Below are 19,277 nucleotides of genomic sequence, written 5' to 3' on the forward strand. Positions count from 1 at the left end.
CTCGTGGCACACGCAGAGCACGACCATTCGCACGCGGATCATCACCATCATGGCGCGGCCGCGCATGCCTGCTGCGGCGGCAAGCATGATCACGACGCCGCGCCGGCCGAGACGGCGTTCGCGATCGATCCGGTGTGCGGCATGAAGGTCAACCCGGCGACCGCCAAGCACCGCTTCAGCTACAAGGGTGAGGAGTATCTGTTCTGCAGCGGCCGCTGCCGCGAGCGCTTCGAGGCCGAGCCGGAGAAATTCCTGAAGCCGCGCGAGCCGGAGCCGCCGGCGCCCGCGGGCACGATCTACACCTGCCCGATGCATCCCGAGGTACGTCAGGTCGGCCCCGGCTCCTGCCCGATCTGCGGCATGGCGCTCGAGCCCGAGCAAATCTCGCTCGACGACGGGCCGGATCCCGAATTGATCGACATGGTCCGGCGGTTCTGGATCGCGCTGGCGCTGACGCTGCCCGTGTTCGTGCTCGAGATGGGCGGCCATCTCGGGCTGGGGCATCTGGTGCCGCAGGACTGGTCGAACTGGATCTCCTTCGTGCTCGCGACGCCGGTCGTGCTGTGGGCCGGCGCGCCGTTCTTCGTGCGCGGCTGGCAGTCGCTGGTCACGCGCAATCTCAACATGTTCACGTTGATCGCGATGGGTGTTGGTGTCGCCTATGTCTACAGCGTGGTCGCCACGCTGGCGCCGCAGCTGTTCCCGCCGGCCTTCCGCGGCATGCACGGCGCGGTCGCGGTGTATTTCGAGGCGGCGGCCGTGATCACGGTGCTGGTGCTGCTCGGCCAGGTGCTGGAATTGCGTGCCCGCGCGCAGACCTCGGGCGCGATCCGCGCGCTGCTCGGCCTTGCGCCCAAGACGGCGCGGCGCATCACGGATCACGGTGACGAGGACATCGACATCGATGCGATCAAGGTCGGCGATCGGCTGCGCGTGCGCCCGGGCGAGAAGGTTCCGGTGGACGGCGTCGTCATCGAGGGCAACGCGGTGATCGACGAATCCATGGTGACGGGTGAATCGATGCCGGTCACGAAGGCCGAGGGCGAGAGCGTGATCGGTGGCACCGTCAACCGGAGCGGCGGCCTAGTGATGCGTGCCGAGAAGATCGGCCGGGATACCATGCTGTCGCGCATCGTCGACATGGTGGCGAAGGCGCAGCGCTCGCGCGCGCCGATCCAGCGGCTTGCCGATCGTGTCGCCGGCTGGTTCGTGCCGGCGGTGATCGCCACAGCCGTGCTCGCCTTCATCGCCTGGACGGTGTTCGGTCCGGAGCCGCGCCTGACCTTTGCGCTGGTTGCTGCCGTGACCGTGCTGATCATCGCCTGCCCCTGCGCGCTCGGGTTGGCAACGCCGATGTCGATCATGGTCGGCGTCGGCCGTGGCGCGCGTTCCGGCATCCTGATCCGCGACGCACAGGCACTCGAACGGATGGAGGCGGTCGACACGCTGGTCATCGACAAGACCGGCACGCTGACCGAGGGCAAGCCGAAGGTCGTGCGCATCATTGCCGCCGAAGGGTTCGACGAGAACGATCTGCTGCGCCTTGCCGCCGGCGTCGAGCAGGGCAGCGAGCATCCGCTGGCGCAGGCGATCATCTCTGCGGCGAAGGAGCGCAAGCTCGGTTCCGTCACCGTGAGCAACTTCGCCTCGCCCTCCGGCAAGGGCGCGACTGGCACCGTCGAGGGCAGGCAGATTGCACTCGGCAACGCCGTACTGATGGGCGACCTGAAGATCGCCACGGCAGCGCTCGACCAGGCCGCCGAGGCGGCACGCCGGGACGGCGCCACTGCGATCTATGTCGCGGTCGACGGCCGCATCGCCGGCGCGATCGCGATTGCCGATCCGGTCAAGGCGTCGGCAGCCAACGCGCTGCAGGCGCTGCGCGCCGAGGGCCTGCGCATCGTGATGCTGACCGGCGACAATGAGACCACCGCGCGCGCGGTGGCGAAGACGCTTGGCATCGACGAAATCGAGGCCGGCGTCCTGCCGGAGCGCAAGAGCGAGGTCGTGCAGCGGCTGCGCGGCGAGGGCCGTGTCGTCGCGATGGCGGGCGACGGCGTCAATGACGCGCCGGCGCTGGCCGCCGCCGATGTCGGCATCGCGATGGGTGGCGGCACCGATGTCGCGATCGAGAGCGCCGGCATCACGCTCTTGACCGGAGACCTGATGGGCCTCGTCCGCGCGCGGCGATTGTCGGTCGGGACTATGCGCAACATCCGCCAGAATTTGGCGTTTGCCTTCGTCTACAACGCCGCCGGCGTACCGATCGCGGCCGGCGTGCTGTATCCGCTGTTCGGCATCCTGCTGTCGCCGATCGTCGCCGCAGCAGCAATGGCGCTGTCCTCGGTCAGCGTGATCGGCAACGCGCTGAGGCTCGCGAGGGTGAAGCTGGATTAAACTGACGAGATCGGTAGCCCGGATGAAGCGTAGCGCAATCCGGGGCCGGTCTCACCACGTGCTGACGACCCCGGATTTCGCTTCGCTGCATCCGGGCTACGGGAGCTATGCCGGCTGCAGTAGAAGCTGTGCGCGCCGCTCCATCTCGGCATCAAGCCAGGTTGCGAGATCCTCGCTCACCTCCACCATCGGCAGCCGCACCTCGGGACTGTCGATCAGCCCCTGCCGCCACAGCCAGTGCTTGGCCGGCGCGGGGCTCGGCTCGGCGAACAGCAGCCGGGTCAGGCCGACCACGCTCTGCCAGGCGGCCAGCGCCGCGTCGCGCTGGCCCTGCCGCAACAACGTGCGGATCGAAGCGAAAATATTTGTTTCCAGATGTGCGGACAGCAGGATCGCGCCGTCGGCGCCGTCGGAGAGTGCATCGAATGTCTGTGCATCCTCGCCGGTCAGCACGCGAAAGCCCGACGGCCGCCCGCTGAGGAAGTCGATCGACTGCGCGCGGTCGGCGCAGCAATCCTTCATGCCGGCGATGTTGGGATGTTCCGCGAGCGTCAGCAACGTCTCGTTGGTGAGGTTCACCGTACGCATACGACGGAGGCCGCCTGATTGACGCATGCGCGCGGGCACGGCGAGGTCTATGATGGCATTGGGTGAAGGGTGAAGGTCAGGCGGCCTGCTGATTGGCTGGCTTGTCGGCCTGGCGCAGGAGCTTCCATTCCCAGGGCAAGAGCTCGTGCAGACGCGATGCGGGATGATCGGCGATACGGGCCAGGACGTCGGCGAGCCAGGCCTTGGGATCGACGTCGTTGAGGCGACAGGTCGTGATCATCGTCAGCATGATGGCGGCACGGTCGGCGCCGCGCTGGCTGCCGGCGAAGGTCCAGTTGCGCCTTCCCAAGGCGATGCCTCTCAATGCGCGCTCAGCGCAATTGTTGGTCAAGCAGATCCTGCCGTCGTCGAGGAAGCGGGCGAAGCCGTCCCAGCGCCTGAGCATGTAGTTAATCGGCTTCAGGACCTCGGAGGAACGCGAGAGGGTTTCGCGCTCGCGGAGCAGCCAGGCATGCATGTCCTCGAGAAGTGACTTACTCTGTTCCTGGCGAGCGGCACGCCGCTCGCCGGCACCGCGGCCGTTGATGGCGCGCTCGATCTCGAACAACGTATCGAGGCGTCTGACAGCCTCCAGCGCGATCGGGGAGACCGGTTTGCCTTTCTTGCCTTCCCGAGCATTTTTCTCGATATCAGCCAGCTCGAAGAAGCCCCGCCGCGCATGGGCCACGCAAAACGCCGGCGTAATCGGCAGCGCCTTCTTCTGCGGGTCGAACAGCGGCTCGAAGCCGCTGTAGCAATCCGCCTGCAAGATGCCGGCGAAGGCGGCCAGATGTCTCTGTGGATGCTCGCCTCGTCGGTCGCTCGAGGCGTAATAGACCGCTGCCGGCGGCGCAGGCCCGGCGAACGGCCGGTCATCCCGCACATAAGTCCAGATCCGCCCGGTCGTGCACTTGCCCTTCGCCAGAATACGGATGGTGGTGTCGTCGCCATGAAGGCGCTCGGCAGCGAGCACGTGGCGTTCGATCAAGTGGAAGAGCGGCATGACGGCGAAGGTCCCGTGGCCGACCTGGTCGGCCAGCGTCGACAACGGCAGGTCGATCCCCTCGGCCTTAAAGCGCGCACTCTGGCGGTTGAGCGGGATATGCATGCCGAACTTGTCGAACAGGATCGTCGCCAGCAATTGTGGGCCGATGAAGCCGCGCGGCGTGGCATGGAACGGCGCGGGCGGCTGGCTGATCTTCTCGCAATCGCGGCAGGTGAACTTCTCGCGTACCGTCTCGATCAGCTTGAAGCGGCGCGGGATCTCCTCCAGCGTCTTGGTCACATCCTCACCGATCTTCGCCAGCCGCGATCCACCGCAGCAGGCGCAGGTCGTTGGAGTCTCAATGACGACGCGCTCGCGTTCGATATCGTCAGGCCATGGCTTGCGCACCGGCCGCTTGCGCATGAAGGGGCGGACGTTCTGCGTCTTCGCCGCTGCGGCCTGTGCGGCAAGCTCATCCTCGCTCGCCGTGGTGACGAGTTCTTCGAGCTCCAACTCCAACTGCTCGAGCAGCCGTGCCGAGCGCTCGGATCGCTGCCCGTGCAGTTCGCGTTTCAGCTTCTCGATGCGCAACTCGAGATGAGCGATCAGCGCCTCGGTATCCGACAGTTTCGCCTGCGCATTCGCGGCTTGCGCCTGCCAGTTGGCGGCCTTCGCCTCGGCTTTCTGTCGCGCCTCACGCTCGGCCTGCAGCGCCGCCAGGGCACTGACAAGGTCCGATGGAAGATCATCCGGCTTCGATATCATGGAGCCATTGAATCAGATCGAGCAGCAGATTCAAACCGTAAAACGACTATCCGACCCGCGTCGGACGCTGGGTTTCTTGAGGGTTGCGCCAATCGATCCCGGACAACAGATAGCTCAACTGCGCCGGAGAGATCGTTACCGATTCACCAGCAACCGATGGCCAGATGAACCTGCCTCTCTCGAGTCTTTTGGTGAACAAGCAGGCGCCCTGGCCATGGTGAGTCGGCCCCGGGGGTTGCACCCGGAGCCGCTCTCCGAACCGTACGTGACGCTCTCACGTCATACGGCTCTCAACAAGTAACGAGGCAGAACTCAACATCGCCCAATGAGCGAACAGCTTCGGCCTGCGGCAGCGGATCAATCTGAGCCAGGTGGAGGCTCTGACTTTTCCATTCTTCAGCCCTTTGTATTTGCGTCGCGCCCAGCGGTTAAGAGATTCGTCGACATATCGATACAGGTTGTGCATTTCTGACCGCCCATATCTGCCGTAGTACTGCCTCCATCCACGAAGGACGGGGTTCAGTTCCAAGGCAATTGCGTCGACTTCCGTCTGCGAGCGAAGCCTGAGGCGGAGCTGCCGGATCGTCATACGCATAGACGTCATCGCCGCCCTGCTGACCGCTGGCGAGAACGTACAGAAGTTTTCTTTCTTCTGATGGTTTCTTGCCCTGCGCGGTCGAAAGGTAAATCCCAGAAAGTCAAATGACTGACTGGCATGGCTACCCGGGCGATTGCTGTCTTTGCAGTAGACGATCTTGGTCTTGTCGGGATGCATTTCGAGTTCGCATTCCTTAAACCTTGCTTGCAGCGCCGCCTTGATGGCTTCCGCTTCAGCCTTGGTTCGGCAATGAACGAGCCCGTCGTCCGCGTATCGACACCACGGCGACTGCGGGAAGTTCCGCGCCATCCATGTATCGAACGCATAATGCAAGAACAAATTGGCAAGGACGGGACTGATCACGCCGCCTTGGGGTGTGCCCCGGTCGCGAGCGGTGATCGCTCCGTCTCTGTCTTGCATCGGCGCTGTTAGCCAGCGTTCGATGTAGAGCAGAGCCCATTCGTCTTGCACATGCTTCCTGACGGCCTTCATAAGCAACTTGTGGCTGATATTGTCGAACAGGCCTTTGATGTCGAACTCCAGCACCCAGTCCATCCTCCAGCACCGTTGCCGGGTGACGCCGACGGCGTCCAGCGCGGATTTTCCGGGCCGGTAGCCGTAGGAATCGGGAAGGAAGATTTCCTCGAGTGCTTGTTCAATCTGCAGCTTGACGACCGTTTGCGCCACGCGATCTGCTACTGTCGGCACACCTAGAATGCGTTGCCCGCCGTTCTTCTTGGGAATGGAGACAGCCCGAACGGCAGGTGGAAAGTAGCTGCCAGAAGACATTCGATTCCAGACCTTGTAAAGGTTGCCCTTCAAGTCCTTCTCAAAAGCTTCGAGCGACACCTTATCCACGCCGGCCGAGCCCGCATTGGCTTTGACCAATCGGTAGGCCTTCATCACTGTCTGCTTGTCGATATCGTACTGCTTACGTCCGGTTACACTCACATGTCCTCCTGCTCATCACAGTTGCATATGGGAGCAACCCACTTGTTTCGGCCCCTTCGCTCCAGTCCCATTACAGCACCTTCATCACTACTACGAGCCGATCCGCCCCAGTGTTGTGCTTCGGTACTCTCGTCTCGCGGTGTGCGCCGCTTGAACTTCTCCCTTGGCATCACAACGACTGGTTCCTGCAGTTCTCTACAAGAGCCTGTATCCAGATCGCGTCCCCTAAACGCCGGTCGCCATCCGCGCAGTAATCCAGGCGCCTCACGGATTGATCTCAGGGATGGCACGCGCCCCTGATTTTGGCGACGCCTTAGTAATTTTCGACGCGTCATCGGAAGATTCGCTTTCGCTCGCCTTCTGGATACTTACCTGCCCCGTACACCCGGGACTTTTGCAACACTTGCTCATGACCGCGCCTTTTAAGCGAAGCCACAGTGTCGTGGTTTTGCATCTGCGCCTGAAACGCCGATGCAGGAGGGCCATCCTCCATCTCTCATAAAGCTGTACGCATTAAATTCGGTTATTCACCTCCTTCATGCTCTGCAGCACACCGTGCCAAATGACCTTCAATAGATCACCGCGTTTGCCCCGGAAGCAGAAAAGACCGCCGCCCATGGCGTCGCGCTTGAGCACTTCCTGCACGCGCAGAGCCAGGCTCGGAAAGCCGCACCGCATGTCGGTATGGCCCGTCGCCAGCCACACCCGCACGCCCATCGGGATCGGGATCATCGGCGCGCCAGGCCCCGAGCAATTCGAACGACCGCCTCGATATCCGCACCGGGGCCGAAGACCACGCGCAGCCCCTGAGGGCTCACGATTTCGATCTGACCTGTCTCGACAGCTTCCGTCGTTGGCGGCGTACTTGCCGCAACTATCGCAGGGACGAATGTCGGGCCGATCGAATCCTCTTCGGCCGGATCATGACAGGTCCAAGCCTTGCGCCAGCTCAGCAGAAGCTGACGTGATATCCCATACCGGCGAGCCGTCGCCGACACCAGTCGTGGCCCCGAGAAGCTCTCCTCTACGATTCTGAGCTTCTCCGCACGCGTCCAGCGTCGCCGCCGACCGGTCTCCACCAAATCCATGCGGCTCAGCACCGCACTGTCCTTATGTCCGTCCATAAGGACAGTCAGCTACAGATCGGAAAAACTCGCAAGACGGCCGCCCTCGGACGGATACGGTTCACCGCCGTGCGATAGGGAATGTTGTAGAGCACGATGGGCCATGCCGCATGATCGGCGAGCGCGTTGAAGTGCTGCACGAGCCCGCGTTGCGACGGGCGGGTGTAGTAGGGGCTCGCGATCAGATAGCCGTTGATCGGCCAGTCGGCGGTGTCATCCAGCGCATGCTTCATCCGGGCCGTTGAGGCGCCGGAGAGCCCGAGAACGACCGGCAGATGGCGGGAGTTGGCACTGAGCTCGGCGAGCACGACGCTCACCAACCCCTCGAGTTCATCGGTGCTGAGCGCCATGCCTTCACCGGACGTTGCGCCGAGGATGAAGCCGTCGACCGGGCCGCTGGCGTAATGCCGCACGAGGCGGCGCAGCGAGGTGACGTCGAGCTCGCCGTCGCGGAATGGCGTGATCAGGGGCAGCCAGAGGCCCTGCAATTGCTGGTGTAAGTCAGTCATGTTCCATCTCCTAAAAGGGCAAAGCCGGAGACGGGACCAACAAAAAACCCCGTCCAGGCGGCGGGGTTTCGGGATCGGTTTGAATGCGAAGGTGATCTTATCGCGCGCGATCTCGTGTCCCCGGGAGGGGACCTTTTTTCGACGACAGAGCGGCGCACGAAGTCGTGATCATGGGACAATGATGCTGCGCTGCGAGGTTGTTGTCAATGCGCGCGCTGACCGGGGCGTGCGGCAGGGTTGAGCGTGACATAGCGATGAAAAGACACGGCGATGAAAAAAAGCCGGGCTCGAGAGAGCCCGGCTTAAGGTATTGGCCACGTGAGGCCGACACAATCACCTTCCAAGAGGGATTACTGAACTTCCGCGCCACTGGAGGAGGGGGACATATGCGCGACGCGACCGCTCAGCGTGTAAACAATATGATCCCCATCGGCGCCCTGCAGCAACTATCCAGGTCGCATGTCAGTCATGCGGAGATTCAGGGGCCTCTTGGGGCAGCGCGGAAAGCCCATAACCCAGCCCATAAGGGCGGCTTAATCAGGACGGCCAGCGCTGCGCCTTGCTGACCACGAAGTCGCGGAACACCTGCACCCGGGCCACCGTCTTCAGCTCTTCTGGATAGACGAAGTAGGTGTCGAGCGCGATCGAGTCGGACTCGCCGAACAGCTGCACGAGGTTGTTCTGTTCGACCAGATAGTCCGGCAGCGCGGCGATGCCGAGGCCCTGCTGGCAGGCGCGCACGAGGCCCAGGATGTTGTTGACCTTGAAGTAGGGCTCGCGCGGACCGGAGCCGTTGCGGCCGGCATCGATCAGCCAGCTGCGGTTCTGCAGATGCGGCGGCACCTGCGAGTCACCGAGCATGATGATGCGGTGCGAGTCGAGATCATCCAGCGTCCGCGGCGTACCGAAGCGCTTGATGTATTCCGGCGAGCAATAGGCATGGAAGCCGATCGAGAACAGCTTGCGCTGGATCAGGTCCGGCTGGGTCGGCTTGCGGGTGCGGATCGCGACATCAGCCTCGCGCATCGACAGGTCGAGATCCTCGTCGGTGACGATCAGCGAAATCCGGATGTCCGGATAGAGCGCAACGAACTCGTCGAGCCGCGGGATCAGCCAGTTGATGCCGAGCGCGGGCGGCGTCGTGATCTTGAGGTCGCCGCTCGGCCGCTCGCGGCTGTCGGTGAGCTTGGCGCGGGCCGCCTGCAACTGCATGAACACGTCATGCGCGGTGCGGAACAACAGGTCGCCCTGTTCGGTGAGGATAAGGCCGCGGGCATGGCGGTGAAACAGCGAAACCGAGAGCTCCTGCTCCAGCGCGCTGACCTGGCGGGAGACTGCCGATTGCGACAGGCCGAGCTGTTCGCCGGCATGCGTGAAGCTGCCAGCCTCAGCCGCTGCGTGAAAGACCTTCAGCTTGTCCCAATCCATATCTGTAAATCCGTCGCGAGATCGTGCCATGATTATTCCGCCGCTGCGCGATCGCTCGCGCGAAGAGCCAGGAAGCGTTCCGCCTCGAGCGCTGCCATGCAGCCGAGGCCGGCGGCGGTGACCGCCTGCCGAAAGGTTTCGTCCGCCACGTCGCCTGCGGCGAACAGGCCGGGCACCGAAGTCGCCGTGGAGTTCGGCGCCACCTCGACATAGCCCGACGGTTTCAGCTTGATCTGGCCTTTGACGAGCTCGGTCGCCGGCGCATGGCCGATCGCGACGAAGACGCCGTCGGTCTTGAGGTTCGTCAGCGCGCCGGTCTTGACGTTCTTCAGCCGCACATGGGTGACCTTGCTCGGATTCTCCGAACCGCAGATCTCGTCGATCGCGGAGTCCCACACCACCTTGATCTTGGGATGCTTGAACAGCCGCTCCTGCAGGATGCGCTCGGCGCGGAAATGATTGCGGCGATGCACGATGGTGACCTGGGAGGCGTGGTTGGTCAGGTACAGCGCTTCCTCGACTGCGGTGTTGCCACCGCCGACCACCACGACCTCCTTGCCGCGGTAGAAGAAGCCGTCGCAGGTCGCGCAGGCCGACACGCCGCCGCCCTGAAATTTCTCTTCCGAGGGAAGCCCGAGCCAGCGCGCCTGGGCGCCGGTGGCGAGGACGACGGTCTCGGCGAGATAGACGTCGCCGGAGTCGCAGGTCAGGCGGAACGGCCGCTGGCCGAGCTCCAGCTTGGTGACGAGGTCGGTGACGATCTTGGTGCCGACATGGGCTGCCTGCTTCTCCATCTGCTCCATCAGCCAAGGGCCTTGGATAACGTCCGCGAAGCCGGGATAGTTTTCCACGTCGGTGGTGATGACGAGCTGCCCGCCCGGCTGAATGCCCTGGATCAGGATCGGTTCGAGCATCGCGCGCGCCGCGTAGATCGCTGCGGTGTAACCGGCGGGGCCGGACCCGATGATGACGACCTTGGCATGGGTAGGCGCGGGCATTGCGAGATCCCTCTCTTTTGGGGATTTTGATCAAGGACTTGTGCGGGAAGCGCCCCGGAAACGGTCACGGCGGCGCCAAAAGTGTCAAATCCAAGTCTAGGATATCTGGGAAGCTATGCAAGATTTGCAATCCATGGCAGCAATTTTTCCCCGGAACTGAAGGTCACAATCGCGAAATCCTGCGCTGCACGCGCAATAAAATTGCGCAAGGTGGGCTGGCTGCGCTATGAGAGTTACCGGCAGACCTGCCAAGCCTTCCAAACCCCAGGGGAACTGTAGTCGCGTGTCGAAGAACCTTGACGAGATCGACCTCAAAATCCTCGCCGAGATCCAGGCTGATGGCCGAATCACCAACGTGGAACTGGCCAAACGCGTCGGTATCTCGCCGCCGCCCTGCCTGCGCAGGGTCCGGGCGCTGGAGGAGGAAGGCTACATCCAGGGATATCGCGGTCTGCTCGATCCGCGCCGCCTCGGCTACGACGTCACGGTGTTCGCCTCGGTGCATCTGTCGAGCCAAGCCGATGCCGATCTGCGCGCCTTCGAGAATTTCGTGCGCGCCGAGCCGTTGGTGCGGGAATGCTGGATGCTGTCGGGCGAAGTTGATTTTATCCTCAAATGCGTCGCCCCCGACATGGCGACGTTCCAGGATTTCGTCACGCACCTGACGGCCGCGCCGCATGTGCGCAACGTCAGGACCTCGCTGGTGCTGCACAATTCGAAGTACGAAGCCGCAGTGCCGCTGGGACTGAAGGCGGCGGGCTAGCGCCGTGGCGCGTCATTTCGGGGCGATGCGTTGGCTGGAGCGAAGAGTCTACTCAATTTCGGGCTGTCATCACCGAACCGTTTGCCTCGAATAGTTCAACAGCCCCGGACGGTGAAGTCGCGACGTTGAACTCGAGCGGGCCGCAAGTAATCACGCAGTAGTCGTAGACCGAGCGCCGGTCGTTTCCCATCAAGAACTGATAATGCATCTGCATAAAGTTGAATCGATGACGTCTGAAGCGGATCGGATCCACCATTGAATGTATTTGGACGCGCCGAATCTTTGGGCGCCCTTCTGAATGGTCTCGACCGATACGTTTCAGCGTGACGGGGTCGAAGCGATAGAAACTGATTGCGTCATCTCGTGCCTGATATTCGACCCAGCCGACGGCAGGCGTTCCAGCTACAAGTTGTGCCGCTTCCCGTATTTGGTTGCCCATCGCATGCAACGAGAATTTGGGAATAGTGGCGCCTATAGTGAGAATGCACAACTTCGGTCCTCGCGTTTCAAGCAGAGGATCCAACTTTAGCGCGCGCGCGACCGCCGCTATCGAGAGCGCAGCGCCGAGGGAATGGCCAACAATCAGAATTTCATCAACGTCTGCGGCCCGAGCTTTTCTTGATATCACGGCCGCAAAATCGTTGAGTCGTTCATCAACTTCGCTTCTTTGCCCGTAAAGAAACTGGTGGGAAAAAATAGCGTCGTCGAGAATGTGATTTATCCGACGCTTGGGTCCAATCCAGAGCACCGCGCTGATGAAGATGGCAAGTGATAGAAAAATGCCAAGCAGCAACTGCTCTACCCAGAATGTAGCGGGTATCGGCCTGACCACCAGATAGGATAGCCCGGCGCTGCAAAGTGCAATCAACAGCAAACAGCAATATGGAAAGAGGAAGAAGAGAGCGTATTTCCAGCTTGCGATCGCATATCTGAATACTGTTCCGGTCAAGATGAAGTCGAATAGCGCGACCGTGGACTGAACCAGCCGAGGTACCATCCCGACTCCGGAATCGCGCCGGATAAGATCGTCCCAGCGGAGCATCTCGAAGGTGATGCAGGTTTTCCAGTTCGGTCCCCATGCTTCCAGGTTGCATGAAGCATTGATTGCAGATGCGTTCGCGATTTCCGACAGCCGTGAAGAGGCGCCCCAAATCTTTTCGAAGCTCGACAGCGAGCGGCGCAAGCGTTCAACCTGCTCTTCTGGAGTGATTGGATCGTAACCACCAATGTGGAAGACGTGCCGTCGTTGAATCATCCAGCAACTCGAATCTGCAAACGGATCGATAGTTTACCGGGAAATCTTACGACGCTGATCCTGAAATCCCAGGTGAACTTGACATGGATCATGCGGATCTCAGCCTACGAATTTACCACTCGATCTGCTTGGTGCACCCATGGAGATTGGCCTTGACTGAAAAAAATACGGCTGACGGCGCTAGAATGAGAGCCAAGTGACCGCCGGGTGGTGACGAACGGTCGTCGCTTGATCGCTTCTTTCGGTGTGGCAAATCCGTGACAGCCAGCCAATTGGCGTGCCTCAACACGTTTCCAGCAATGGTTTCTTGATTGTCCGATTCCAAAGTCTGATCTAATGCCGCTGGACTTGGGGTTGGCGGGGAATCCAGAAATGGAGAGATTGCGTTACAGCGCGGCGCTGGTATGCGCCGTCTTGGCGGTTCTTTTTGCGAGCAGCTTGCATTTGAACGGCGCGGCTCAGGCGAGTCCTGCAATATCCGTTGCAATGAGATCGACCGGTTCGCCCGCTCGACTGCATTCTTCCACGGCGCACGTCTATTTGTTCCGCGGGTTATTGAACGTCTTTTCCTTGGGCATGGACGGCCTTGCCGCCCAGCTGCGAGCGGCTGGCATCGCCGCGGCTGTCGCCAATCACACTCAGTGGAGAAGCGTTGCCGACGACATCGTCGCAAAATATCGAGCGGGCCAGCGTGGGCCTATCATACTGGTCGGGCACTCTCTTGGTGCGGATGCCGTGATGTCGATGGCGGAGTACCTTGGCCAAATGGGCGTGCCGGTCGCCTTGGTTGTGCCATTCGACGGAACATCGCCTCACGTGGCGACGGCGAATGTCGCGCGGGTTCTGAATTTGTACAAGAATGAAGGCGTCCGAATAAGCCGCGGCCCCGGCTTCCGTGGCGAGCTTACAAACTTTTATGTTCGTGATGCAAACGTCAGTCACTTCAACATCGACAAAAGCGCGGCGCTGCATAGCATGGTCATACGAAAGATCAGGGCGATCGGATCCGCCCGCCCGCGGCAACACCAGAGTCCTTCGAACCTGGTTTTGCCTGCAACCGGAGCTTCCTCCAATTCCTAGCCCGTCCTATTCGTGAGAGTGCGTTTTTTTGGTCCGATTGATGTGGCCGCACATCTGCTCTGACGAGGCGCGCGGGATTGCCTTCGGCTTTTCACCGCCTGACGACCGGTACTTTGCAACGCGCTTGAGGTGTAGGTTGGGCGAACGGGGGGCGGACGCCCCGCCGGTCAAGGACCGAGCGGCAGCAGCGCGCCTGGCAAGCCGCGGATCAGGTCGGCTTCGGGACATGCCGCGGCAAACGCAAGGCGAATGCGGCTCGTGGTCTCGACGACACGGGCAGCGAGTTTCAAGAGACGAAGACGCAGCGTCGCGAACTCGGCTGTGGCCAATTCCCGGGCTTTGGGAATCGCGTCGTGCACGGTCAGCATCAGCCAATAAGCGGCGGTGTGGAGAACGAGGCGGACTTGATTGGCGAGCGCCGAACGGCAGCTGGTGCGATCGGAGGCGAGCTGTGTCTTATGCAGCTTGATCAGATTCTCGGCTTGGCCGCGCGCGCAATACAGGCTGTCGTAGATCCACTCGGCCGAGCCGACATCGAGGCTGGTGACGACCAAACGGATGTCGAGGCCGAGCATCGTCGCCTCAATACGGGCGACGGTGCGCCGTTCGCGATCCCAGGACTTTGCCTTGTGGCGCGTCTCGGTATAGCCACGCAGAACCGGCAGGTTCTCGATGGCGCGTCGCGTGCGGATGTCGTCGGCGGCCTCGTCGAGTTTTCTGGCGAGCGGCTTGGTGCCGGACAGACCGAAGATGTAGTCGATGCCGTTGGTCTCGCACCACGCCATTGCCTCCGGCCGGGCATAGTGCCCGTCGCCACGGAACGTAATTCGCGTGTTGTGCCACCGCGTCCGGATATGCCGTATCAGGCGGCGCAGGTGGGCACGCACCTCGACGCCGCCCGGCGTCTTGCCGGGCCGCAGCACGACCGCCACGGGCCGGCTCTTCTCCGTGTCGTAGACGTGGATCGGCAGGAAGCAGCGTTCGTCATAATGAGCGTTGAACAGCGAGAGCTGCTGATGGCCGTGGACGACATCGCAGGTATCATCGATGTCGAGCGTGACGGATGCCGGCTCGCGCGGGTAGCTATCCATCCATGCGTCGACCAAAGTGTAGGTCAGTCGGATCACGTCGCGCAGGCGCGGAGCATTCTCCAGCCGCGACAGCGTCGGTTGGGAACACAGATCGCGACCCGTGTCCGGCAGCCGTCCGCAGGCCAGCTTGAATGCGGGATCGGACCGCAGATGATCGAGGTCGTCGGCGTCCTCGTAGCCGCAACAGATCGCGAACATGCGCGCGCGGAACATATCGACAAGGCTGTGCACGACCCGCGTCGGATCGCGCCGATCCGGGAACACCCGGGCCAAATTGTCGGCCAAGCCGAGACGCCGCTCGGCCATCGCCAGAAGCATCACGCCCCCGTTCGAGGTCAGCCGACCGCCATCGAAGGCAGCTGTGACTTTCTTGGCGTGAACGGCTGGAAACGAGAAGGGCAGAATCGTATCATCGGTCATGGCGGGCGTGGCGTTCGCGGTTGAGGTGATGGGGTTGGCTTCGCAACCGAATCCTACGCCGCATCAGCGCTTTACACCACGCTCGCCAGCCTCTCAGGCGCACTCTGACGAATAAGACGGGCTAGCATGACGTCCGAAAGGCAGTTTGAAGGCGCTGTTCGACGCAACGAGCGGGGCTGGACGTCGCACCTCTGCTGAAGCCCGGTGTCGGTGTATATTTTTCTTTAGGCTTCAGCCGGTGAGGCAACTGGTGATGACGTTCAGGAAAGTCTCGATTGCCATAGCCATGTGTATCCTGGCGATCGTGTGCGCCGGCTTTACAAAGCCGATTCGTGTCGTGGCGGTCGGCGCAAGCAACACGCAAGGCTGGTACGTCGGGAAGCAGGGCGCTTACCCAGCCAAGTTAGAGGTCCTGCTGAGAGAGAAGGGCGTCAGTGCGAACGTCGTCAATGCCGGCGTTCCATTTGATACCACGGCCGGCATGCTCAAGCGCATCGACAGCGACGTGCCAAGGGGAACCGACATCGTCATCCTGCAGCCCGGGGGCAATGACAGGCGTTTCCTTGTTACGAAAGAGCAGCGGGCGGCCAATATCGCGGCGATGGAGCGGCGATTGCGTGATCGCGCCATCAAAGTGATCGTGTATGACGAAGAAATTCCTCCACAGTACTACGCTTTTGACTTCATCCACCTCACGGCTGACGGCCATGCTTTCATTGCGTCGCGGTTACTCCCGCGCGTGTTGGCGATGATAGACCGGAGAGCCATCGTGGCTTCGCCGCAGGCGAGATAGAAAGAGCTGACACGACCACCGCCGCCCGCCGCGTTGGGTCAACCGTCCCAAAAGAGCGAAGCCGGCGACGCGTCCGCCTTGGATTCTACCCGTCCACTGTCAAGTTATCAGTGGCAACGACCTGCAAGCCTTGTATGATTGCTTCATGTTGGTCGGTGGATCTGTTTCGGTCAAATCTCAGACGCTCGCTAAGGACGGCGCCGTTTCGATGGTCGGCAAGGATGGCGCGCCAGCGAAGCGAGCCCTTGGCCCACGATGACGCCTGGCATTGCCAAGTTCGTGTTCGTGATGATGGCGGTTGGTTGGTATCTGATCCGCTACAGATACGCGCGTCGTGCTCGCCGTGAAAAGGTCGTGCGGAGCGTCCGCGGCGCTCGCGAGAACACCCTGCTGCTGATATCGCTCACGGGTCTTGGCATTGTGCCGTTCATCTATGTGGCAACGGCCATACCTCATTTCGCATCGTACGACTTCCAGCCAGCTCAAGCCTGGCTGGGCGTTGTCGTGGCGATCGCAGCGCTGGTCATGTTCCGGCTAACCCATCGCGCTCTCGGTCGAAACTGGTCGTTAAGCCTCGACGTGCGGGAAAATCATCACCTGATCACAACCGGGATCTATCGAAAGATTCGGCACCCCATGTATTCCGCATTCTGGCTTTGGGCTGTCGCCCAGGCATTGCTGTTGCCGAATTTGGTAGCCGGTTTTGCCGGCCTGATCGGATTTGGCGTGCTGTTTTTCGGCCGTGTTGCCAGAGAAGAGCAGATGATGCTGGAAACGTTCGGCAACGAGTATCGGGAGTATATGGCCCGGACCGGGCGCATTATGCCGAGGTTGTTCTAAGCCGGCTGTACCAGGTCGAGTCTTGCCCGAATCTGCATTCAGATACCGAGGCCAAGCAATCGTCCGTGTCGATTTTGCCACATCCGGCAAAGAAACGACCGCACGACCACAACCTTCGGCACAGCGTTAATTACACCGCACCCGTCAGAGGGTATGGTGTTCACACTCAAGTTTTCCATCTCGGAGATGACGATGCTGAAGTTTCTGGTTGCTGGAGTTGCGACATTTGGTTTCGTGGCTGCTGCCAGTGCGGCCGACCTCCCCCGCCCGCAGCCGGTCGCCGAACAGGCTCCGATTGGCAAGGCGCCAATCGGCAAGTACCCGGTCGGCAAGTACCCGGTCGGCAAGTACCCGGTCGGCAAGTACCCGGTCGGCAAGGCTCCGGCCCCGATCGTAACCAAGGGTTAATCCGAGGATCGCCCGGGCAGCGCATTCCTGCAGTTTTTGCGGACGGCGCTGTCTTGGGGATGTCTTTGCCCTTGTGAGGGTCTGAAGGTGCCAAAATCGAAGCGGACACGGATCGGCCTGCGGCTGCTTGCCGGAATCGGTGTCGTTGCGGCTTCCGTGACTTTGGGGGGCGGCATCAGCCACGCGCAGCAATTGGCTGCGCAAACGGATCAAGCCCCGCTGCAGCAGGAAAAGCCGCGCAAACCATCGTCAAGGTCGGTTGTGGCGGCGGCCGTTGCTGGACCGGGTGCTTCCGTTTCTGGAGCAGACGCGAAACCGGTTCGAAGGTCTGCGGCCAAAGGGCCGTACTACGTGGACTTTCGTGCCCGAACCGCTGCCTCTTACGGGCATGCGTTCGTTTGGTACGGCAAGACAAGCGAGAAGATGGTCGACGTCGCCGGGCTGCACCCGGCGGGCGACGTTCTGCCTTATATGCTGGGACATCTGACCTGGGTGCCCTCCGAGACGGGGGCAAGTTACGGCGACCTTGACGTGCAGTATTTGTTGGCCAGCTATCGCGTGTACCTAAGTGAGGCCGACGCGAAGAAGGTCTTTGCGTACATCAAGCATCTTCAGGCGACCTCGCCCCTCTGGAACGCGGAAACGACCAATTGCACGGCTTTTATTGGTCGCATAGCCAGCTTCATGGGCTTGAAGACTCCATTTCATTTGCAGAAGCCTGAGGACTACGTAAACCAGTTGAGAGACATGAACGACGGGCGCCAGACGGTGCAACTCGCTTCGGACCGTTAGCTTTCTCGTCAAGGATGGTTCAGGCGCTGTCTGGGCCGGTTGGAAGATCGGCCCCGGGGTCCTGCCCATCTTGCAACCCTCCTCGGGTTGCTCCCATCGCGCTTGGACAGCCTCCTCAGGCTCTCCTGGCTTATTCCTTCATTGTTCGACGGGATTGCCGCTGTCGGTCGTATGGCGCCGCCGCGAAGAATCCGTCCCGGCTGAGCGGGACGGATCTCAGCGTTGTCACTTCCTGCCCATCGCGGCGTCGACGCTGATCGGACCTGGGCCCGAGGTCGCGAGGTAGAGGCAGGCGAAGCAGAACAGGATCGCCGCGGTGCCGTTGTTGAGCAGCGGCAGGAACTGCGGCTCGGCCGGGTTCTTGAACATGTGGCCGAGGAAGTAGGCGAACGCCATCTCGCCCGACAGGATGAATGCGACCAGCCGCGAGAACAGGCCGATCATCAAGAGCGCGCCGAGCACCAGTTCGAGCCAGCCGGCAGCCTGGATCAATGGCGGGATATTGGCGAAGTACGCGACCACGGGAAACTTGAAGATCTTGGCGACGCCGTACTGAAACAGCAGCAGCCCGGTGATGAACCGGAACAGGCTCAGCACCGTCGGTTGCCATTTGGAGAACATCTGGTCCATTGTCATTTACCCCCTGTTTGACACGCTGGAACATTGCACGAAGCGGAAGCGCACGGTGTTCGCCACCAGAGTGTGATGTCAACACCTTGCATCTGGAATCATTCCTCGCGTGATCGAAACCGCGAGAGCGACAGGGTGACGCGCGCAGCGACACCTGTTGCGGCGCAATCATCAGTCTGATTCCAGTCTCCGACATGATTATACTTCATAAACATGTCACGGCCTCCACTCACATTGCTGTCAGACGGGCGCAAAAACGCGCGCACAAAAAAGCCGCGTGCGACACGCGGCCTTTTTACATCAGTCACTTGAGAGTAACTATCGCCACTCGACCTTGGTGATCTCGTAGGCCTTGGCGCCGCCCGGCGCCATCACTTCGACGGTGGCGCCCTTCTTCTTGCCGATCAGCGCGCGCGCGAGCGGCGAGGTGATGGAGATGCGGCCCTTCTTGGCATCGGCCTCGACCTCGCCGACGAGTTGCCACACGGCTTTCTTCTCGGTGTCCTCATCGATCAGCGTCACCGTCGCGCCGAACTTGATGGTGTCGCCGGACAGTTTCGAAATGTCGATGATGTCGGCGCGCGCGAGCTTGTCCTCGAGCTCGGCGATGCGGCCCTCGTTGTGCGACTGCTCTTCCTTCGCCGCGTGATACTCGGCGTTCTCGGAGAGATCGCCGTGCGAGCGCGCCTCCGCGATGTGTTCGATGATGCGCGGACGATCCACCGATTGGCGATGCTTCAACTCGTCCGTCAGCGCGGCGTATCCACCCGCGGTCATCGGAACCTTATCCATCATCTTGGTCCTTCATCGTGCGCACCCGGCGGCGTGCACGAATATCCAGTTCAGCTAACGCAGGAATCAG

Annotated in this window: 18 protein-coding genes and 2 pseudogenes; 7 read left to right on the forward strand and 13 right to left on the reverse strand. The window is 61.6% G+C overall.

Annotated features, from left to right (window positions below):
• The first annotated feature begins 3 nt into the window (after positions 1-3).
• Positions 4-2,397, forward strand: a complete 2,394-nt coding sequence (locus HAP54_RS21500; RefSeq protein ID WP_166303652.1) for a heavy metal translocating P-type ATPase — start codon at positions 4-6, stop codon at positions 2,395-2,397.
• A 105-nt stretch (positions 2,398-2,502) separates the two neighbouring features.
• On the opposite strand, the pseudogene HAP54_RS21505 reads toward HAP54_RS21500, so the two are convergent.
• The 9 genes and pseudogenes from HAP54_RS21505 to trxB form a co-directional block, all read right to left on the reverse strand.
• Positions 2,503-2,979, reverse strand: a pseudogene (locus tag HAP54_RS21505) (dihydrodipicolinate synthase family protein); the annotation flags it as partial.
• 82 nt (positions 2,980-3,061) lie between these two features.
• Entirely contained in the window at positions 3,062-4,735 is a 1,674-nt protein-coding gene (gene tnpC / locus HAP54_RS21510) for an IS66 family transposase (protein WP_166205228.1), read from the reverse strand.
• Positions 4,736-4,781: 46 nt separating this feature from the next.
• Positions 4,782-4,976 (reverse strand): IS66 family insertion sequence element accessory protein TnpB, encoded by a 195-nt coding sequence (gene tnpB, locus HAP54_RS21515; protein ID WP_166293650.1) that lies wholly within the window; start codon positions 4,974-4,976, stop codon positions 4,782-4,784.
• Positions 4,977-5,009: 33 nt separating this feature from the next.
• Entirely contained in the window at positions 5,010-6,236 is a 1,227-nt protein-coding gene (gene ltrA, locus HAP54_RS21520; protein WP_166306448.1) for a group II intron reverse transcriptase/maturase, read from the reverse strand.
• Positions 6,237-6,797: 561 nt separating this feature from the next.
• A complete protein-coding gene (gene tnpB, locus HAP54_RS21525) occupies positions 6,798-7,016 on the reverse strand; it encodes an IS66 family insertion sequence element accessory protein TnpB (RefSeq protein WP_166293648.1) in 219 nt (72 codons plus the stop codon).
• The gene (tnpA, locus tag HAP54_RS21530) at positions 7,013-7,408 is read right to left on the reverse strand and encodes an IS66-like element accessory protein TnpA (protein WP_166202956.1); all 396 of its coding nucleotides are present in this window, start codon (positions 7,406-7,408) and stop codon (positions 7,013-7,015) included. Before tnpA ends, tnpB (HAP54_RS21525) begins: the two co-directional genes overlap by 4 nt.
• A gap of 59 nt (positions 7,409-7,467) precedes the next feature.
• A pseudogene (locus HAP54_RS21535) lies at positions 7,468-7,917 on the reverse strand (dihydrodipicolinate synthase family protein); the annotation flags it as partial.
• 537 nt (positions 7,918-8,454) lie between these two features.
• Positions 8,455-9,375 (reverse strand): LysR family transcriptional regulator, encoded by a 921-nt coding sequence (locus tag HAP54_RS21540; RefSeq protein WP_029081982.1) that lies wholly within the window; start codon positions 9,373-9,375, stop codon positions 8,455-8,457.
• 2 nt (positions 9,376-9,377) lie between these two features.
• On the reverse strand, positions 9,378-10,343 hold the full coding sequence (gene trxB, locus HAP54_RS21545) for a thioredoxin-disulfide reductase (protein ID WP_166303655.1): 966 nt from the start codon (positions 10,341-10,343) through the stop codon (positions 9,378-9,380).
• 283 nt (positions 10,344-10,626) lie between these two features.
• Between trxB and HAP54_RS21550 the strand changes: the two genes are divergently transcribed.
• Positions 10,627-11,106: an Lrp/AsnC family transcriptional regulator gene (locus tag HAP54_RS21550; protein ID WP_029081984.1), complete on the forward strand. Its 480-nt coding sequence runs from the start codon at positions 10,627-10,629 to the stop codon at positions 11,104-11,106.
• Between the two features lie 52 nt (positions 11,107-11,158).
• Here HAP54_RS21550 and HAP54_RS21555 read toward each other — a convergent pair whose 3' ends face one another.
• Complete coding sequence (locus HAP54_RS21555) at positions 11,159-12,361, reverse strand: alpha/beta hydrolase (protein WP_166303658.1); 1,203 nt, start codon at positions 12,359-12,361, stop codon at positions 11,159-11,161.
• 336 nt (positions 12,362-12,697) lie between these two features.
• On the opposite strand from HAP54_RS21555, the gene HAP54_RS21560 reads away from it, so the two are divergent.
• Entirely contained in the window at positions 12,698-13,441 is a 744-nt protein-coding gene (locus HAP54_RS21560; protein ID WP_176422229.1) for a thioesterase domain-containing protein, read from the forward strand.
• A 167-nt stretch (positions 13,442-13,608) separates the two neighbouring features.
• Here HAP54_RS21560 and HAP54_RS21565 read toward each other — a convergent pair whose 3' ends face one another.
• On the reverse strand, positions 13,609-14,952 hold the full coding sequence (locus HAP54_RS21565; RefSeq protein ID WP_166303664.1) for an IS1380 family transposase: 1,344 nt from the start codon (positions 14,950-14,952) through the stop codon (positions 13,609-13,611).
• Positions 14,953-15,205: 253 nt separating this feature from the next.
• On the opposite strand from HAP54_RS21565, the gene HAP54_RS21570 reads away from it, so the two are divergent.
• The 4 genes from HAP54_RS21570 (at position 15,206) to HAP54_RS21585 (ending at position 17,785) form a co-directional block, all read left to right on the forward strand.
• A complete protein-coding gene (locus HAP54_RS21570; protein WP_176422228.1) occupies positions 15,206-15,745 on the forward strand; it encodes a GDSL-type esterase/lipase family protein in 540 nt (179 codons plus the stop codon).
• Positions 15,746-16,000: 255 nt separating this feature from the next.
• A complete protein-coding gene (locus tag HAP54_RS21575) occupies positions 16,001-16,585 on the forward strand; it encodes a protein-S-isoprenylcysteine O-methyltransferase (RefSeq protein WP_166303669.1) in 585 nt (194 codons plus the stop codon).
• Positions 16,586-16,777: 192 nt separating this feature from the next.
• Positions 16,778-16,993 carry a hypothetical protein gene (locus tag HAP54_RS21580; protein WP_166303672.1) on the forward strand — a complete coding sequence of 72 codons (216 nt, stop codon included), beginning with the start codon at positions 16,778-16,780 and terminating at the stop codon, positions 16,991-16,993.
• A gap of 87 nt (positions 16,994-17,080) precedes the next feature.
• Positions 17,081-17,785: a hypothetical protein gene (locus HAP54_RS21585; protein WP_166303675.1), complete on the forward strand. Its 705-nt coding sequence runs from the start codon at positions 17,081-17,083 to the stop codon at positions 17,783-17,785.
• Positions 17,786-18,010: 225 nt separating this feature from the next.
• Here HAP54_RS21585 and HAP54_RS21590 read toward each other — a convergent pair whose 3' ends face one another.
• Both HAP54_RS21590 and greA read right to left on the reverse strand, forming a co-directional pair.
• Positions 18,011-18,415 carry a DoxX family protein gene (locus tag HAP54_RS21590; protein ID WP_166209731.1) on the reverse strand — a complete coding sequence of 135 codons (405 nt, stop codon included), beginning with the start codon at positions 18,413-18,415 and terminating at the stop codon, positions 18,011-18,013.
• A gap of 318 nt (positions 18,416-18,733) precedes the next feature.
• Positions 18,734-19,207 carry a transcription elongation factor GreA gene (gene greA, locus HAP54_RS21595; protein ID WP_156928677.1) on the reverse strand — a complete coding sequence of 158 codons (474 nt, stop codon included), beginning with the start codon at positions 19,205-19,207 and terminating at the stop codon, positions 18,734-18,736.
• Between the last annotated feature and the right edge of the window lie 70 nt (positions 19,208-19,277).

Origin of the sequence: Bradyrhizobium sp. 2S1 (assembly GCF_011516625.5) — a bacterium.
Lineage (GTDB): Bacteria > Pseudomonadota > Alphaproteobacteria > Rhizobiales > Xanthobacteraceae > Bradyrhizobium > Bradyrhizobium septentrionale.

Excerpts from the sequence above, each read along its gene's own strand:
- ltrA (WP_166306448.1), bottom strand. The coding sequence starts at position 6,236 with ATGAAGGCCTACCGATTGGTCAAAGCCAATGCGGGCTCGGCCGGCGTG.
- HAP54_RS21560 (WP_176422229.1), top strand. The coding sequence starts at position 12,698 with ATGCCGCTGGACTTGGGGTTGGCGGGGAATCCAGAAATGGAGAGATTG.
- HAP54_RS21590 (WP_166209731.1), bottom strand. The coding sequence starts at position 18,415 with ATGGACCAGATGTTCTCCAAATGGCAACCGACGGTGCTGAGCCTGTTC.
- HAP54_RS21570 (WP_176422228.1), top strand. The coding sequence starts at position 15,206 with ATGACGTTCAGGAAAGTCTCGATTGCCATAGCCATGTGTATCCTGGCG.
- tnpC (WP_166205228.1), bottom strand. The coding sequence starts at position 4,735 with ATGATATCGAAGCCGGATGATCTTCCATCGGACCTTGTCAGTGCCCTG.
- HAP54_RS21555 (WP_166303658.1), bottom strand. The coding sequence starts at position 12,361 with ATGATTCAACGACGGCACGTCTTCCACATTGGTGGTTACGATCCAATC.
- tnpA (WP_166202956.1), bottom strand. The coding sequence starts at position 7,408 with ATGGACGGACATAAGGACAGTGCGGTGCTGAGCCGCATGGATTTGGTG.
- greA (WP_156928677.1), bottom strand. The coding sequence starts at position 19,207 with ATGGATAAGGTTCCGATGACCGCGGGTGGATACGCCGCGCTGACGGAC.
- trxB (WP_166303655.1), bottom strand. The coding sequence starts at position 10,343 with ATGCCCGCGCCTACCCATGCCAAGGTCGTCATCATCGGGTCCGGCCCC.
- HAP54_RS21565 (WP_166303664.1), bottom strand. The coding sequence starts at position 14,952 with ATGACCGATGATACGATTCTGCCCTTCTCGTTTCCAGCCGTTCACGCC.
- tnpB (WP_166293648.1), bottom strand. The coding sequence starts at position 7,016 with ATGATCCCGATCCCGATGGGCGTGCGGGTGTGGCTGGCGACGGGCCAT.
- HAP54_RS21540 (WP_029081982.1), bottom strand. The coding sequence starts at position 9,375 with ATGGCACGATCTCGCGACGGATTTACAGATATGGATTGGGACAAGCTG.
- HAP54_RS21580 (WP_166303672.1), top strand. The coding sequence starts at position 16,778 with ATGCTGAAGTTTCTGGTTGCTGGAGTTGCGACATTTGGTTTCGTGGCT.
- HAP54_RS21575 (WP_166303669.1), top strand. The coding sequence starts at position 16,001 with ATGACGCCTGGCATTGCCAAGTTCGTGTTCGTGATGATGGCGGTTGGT.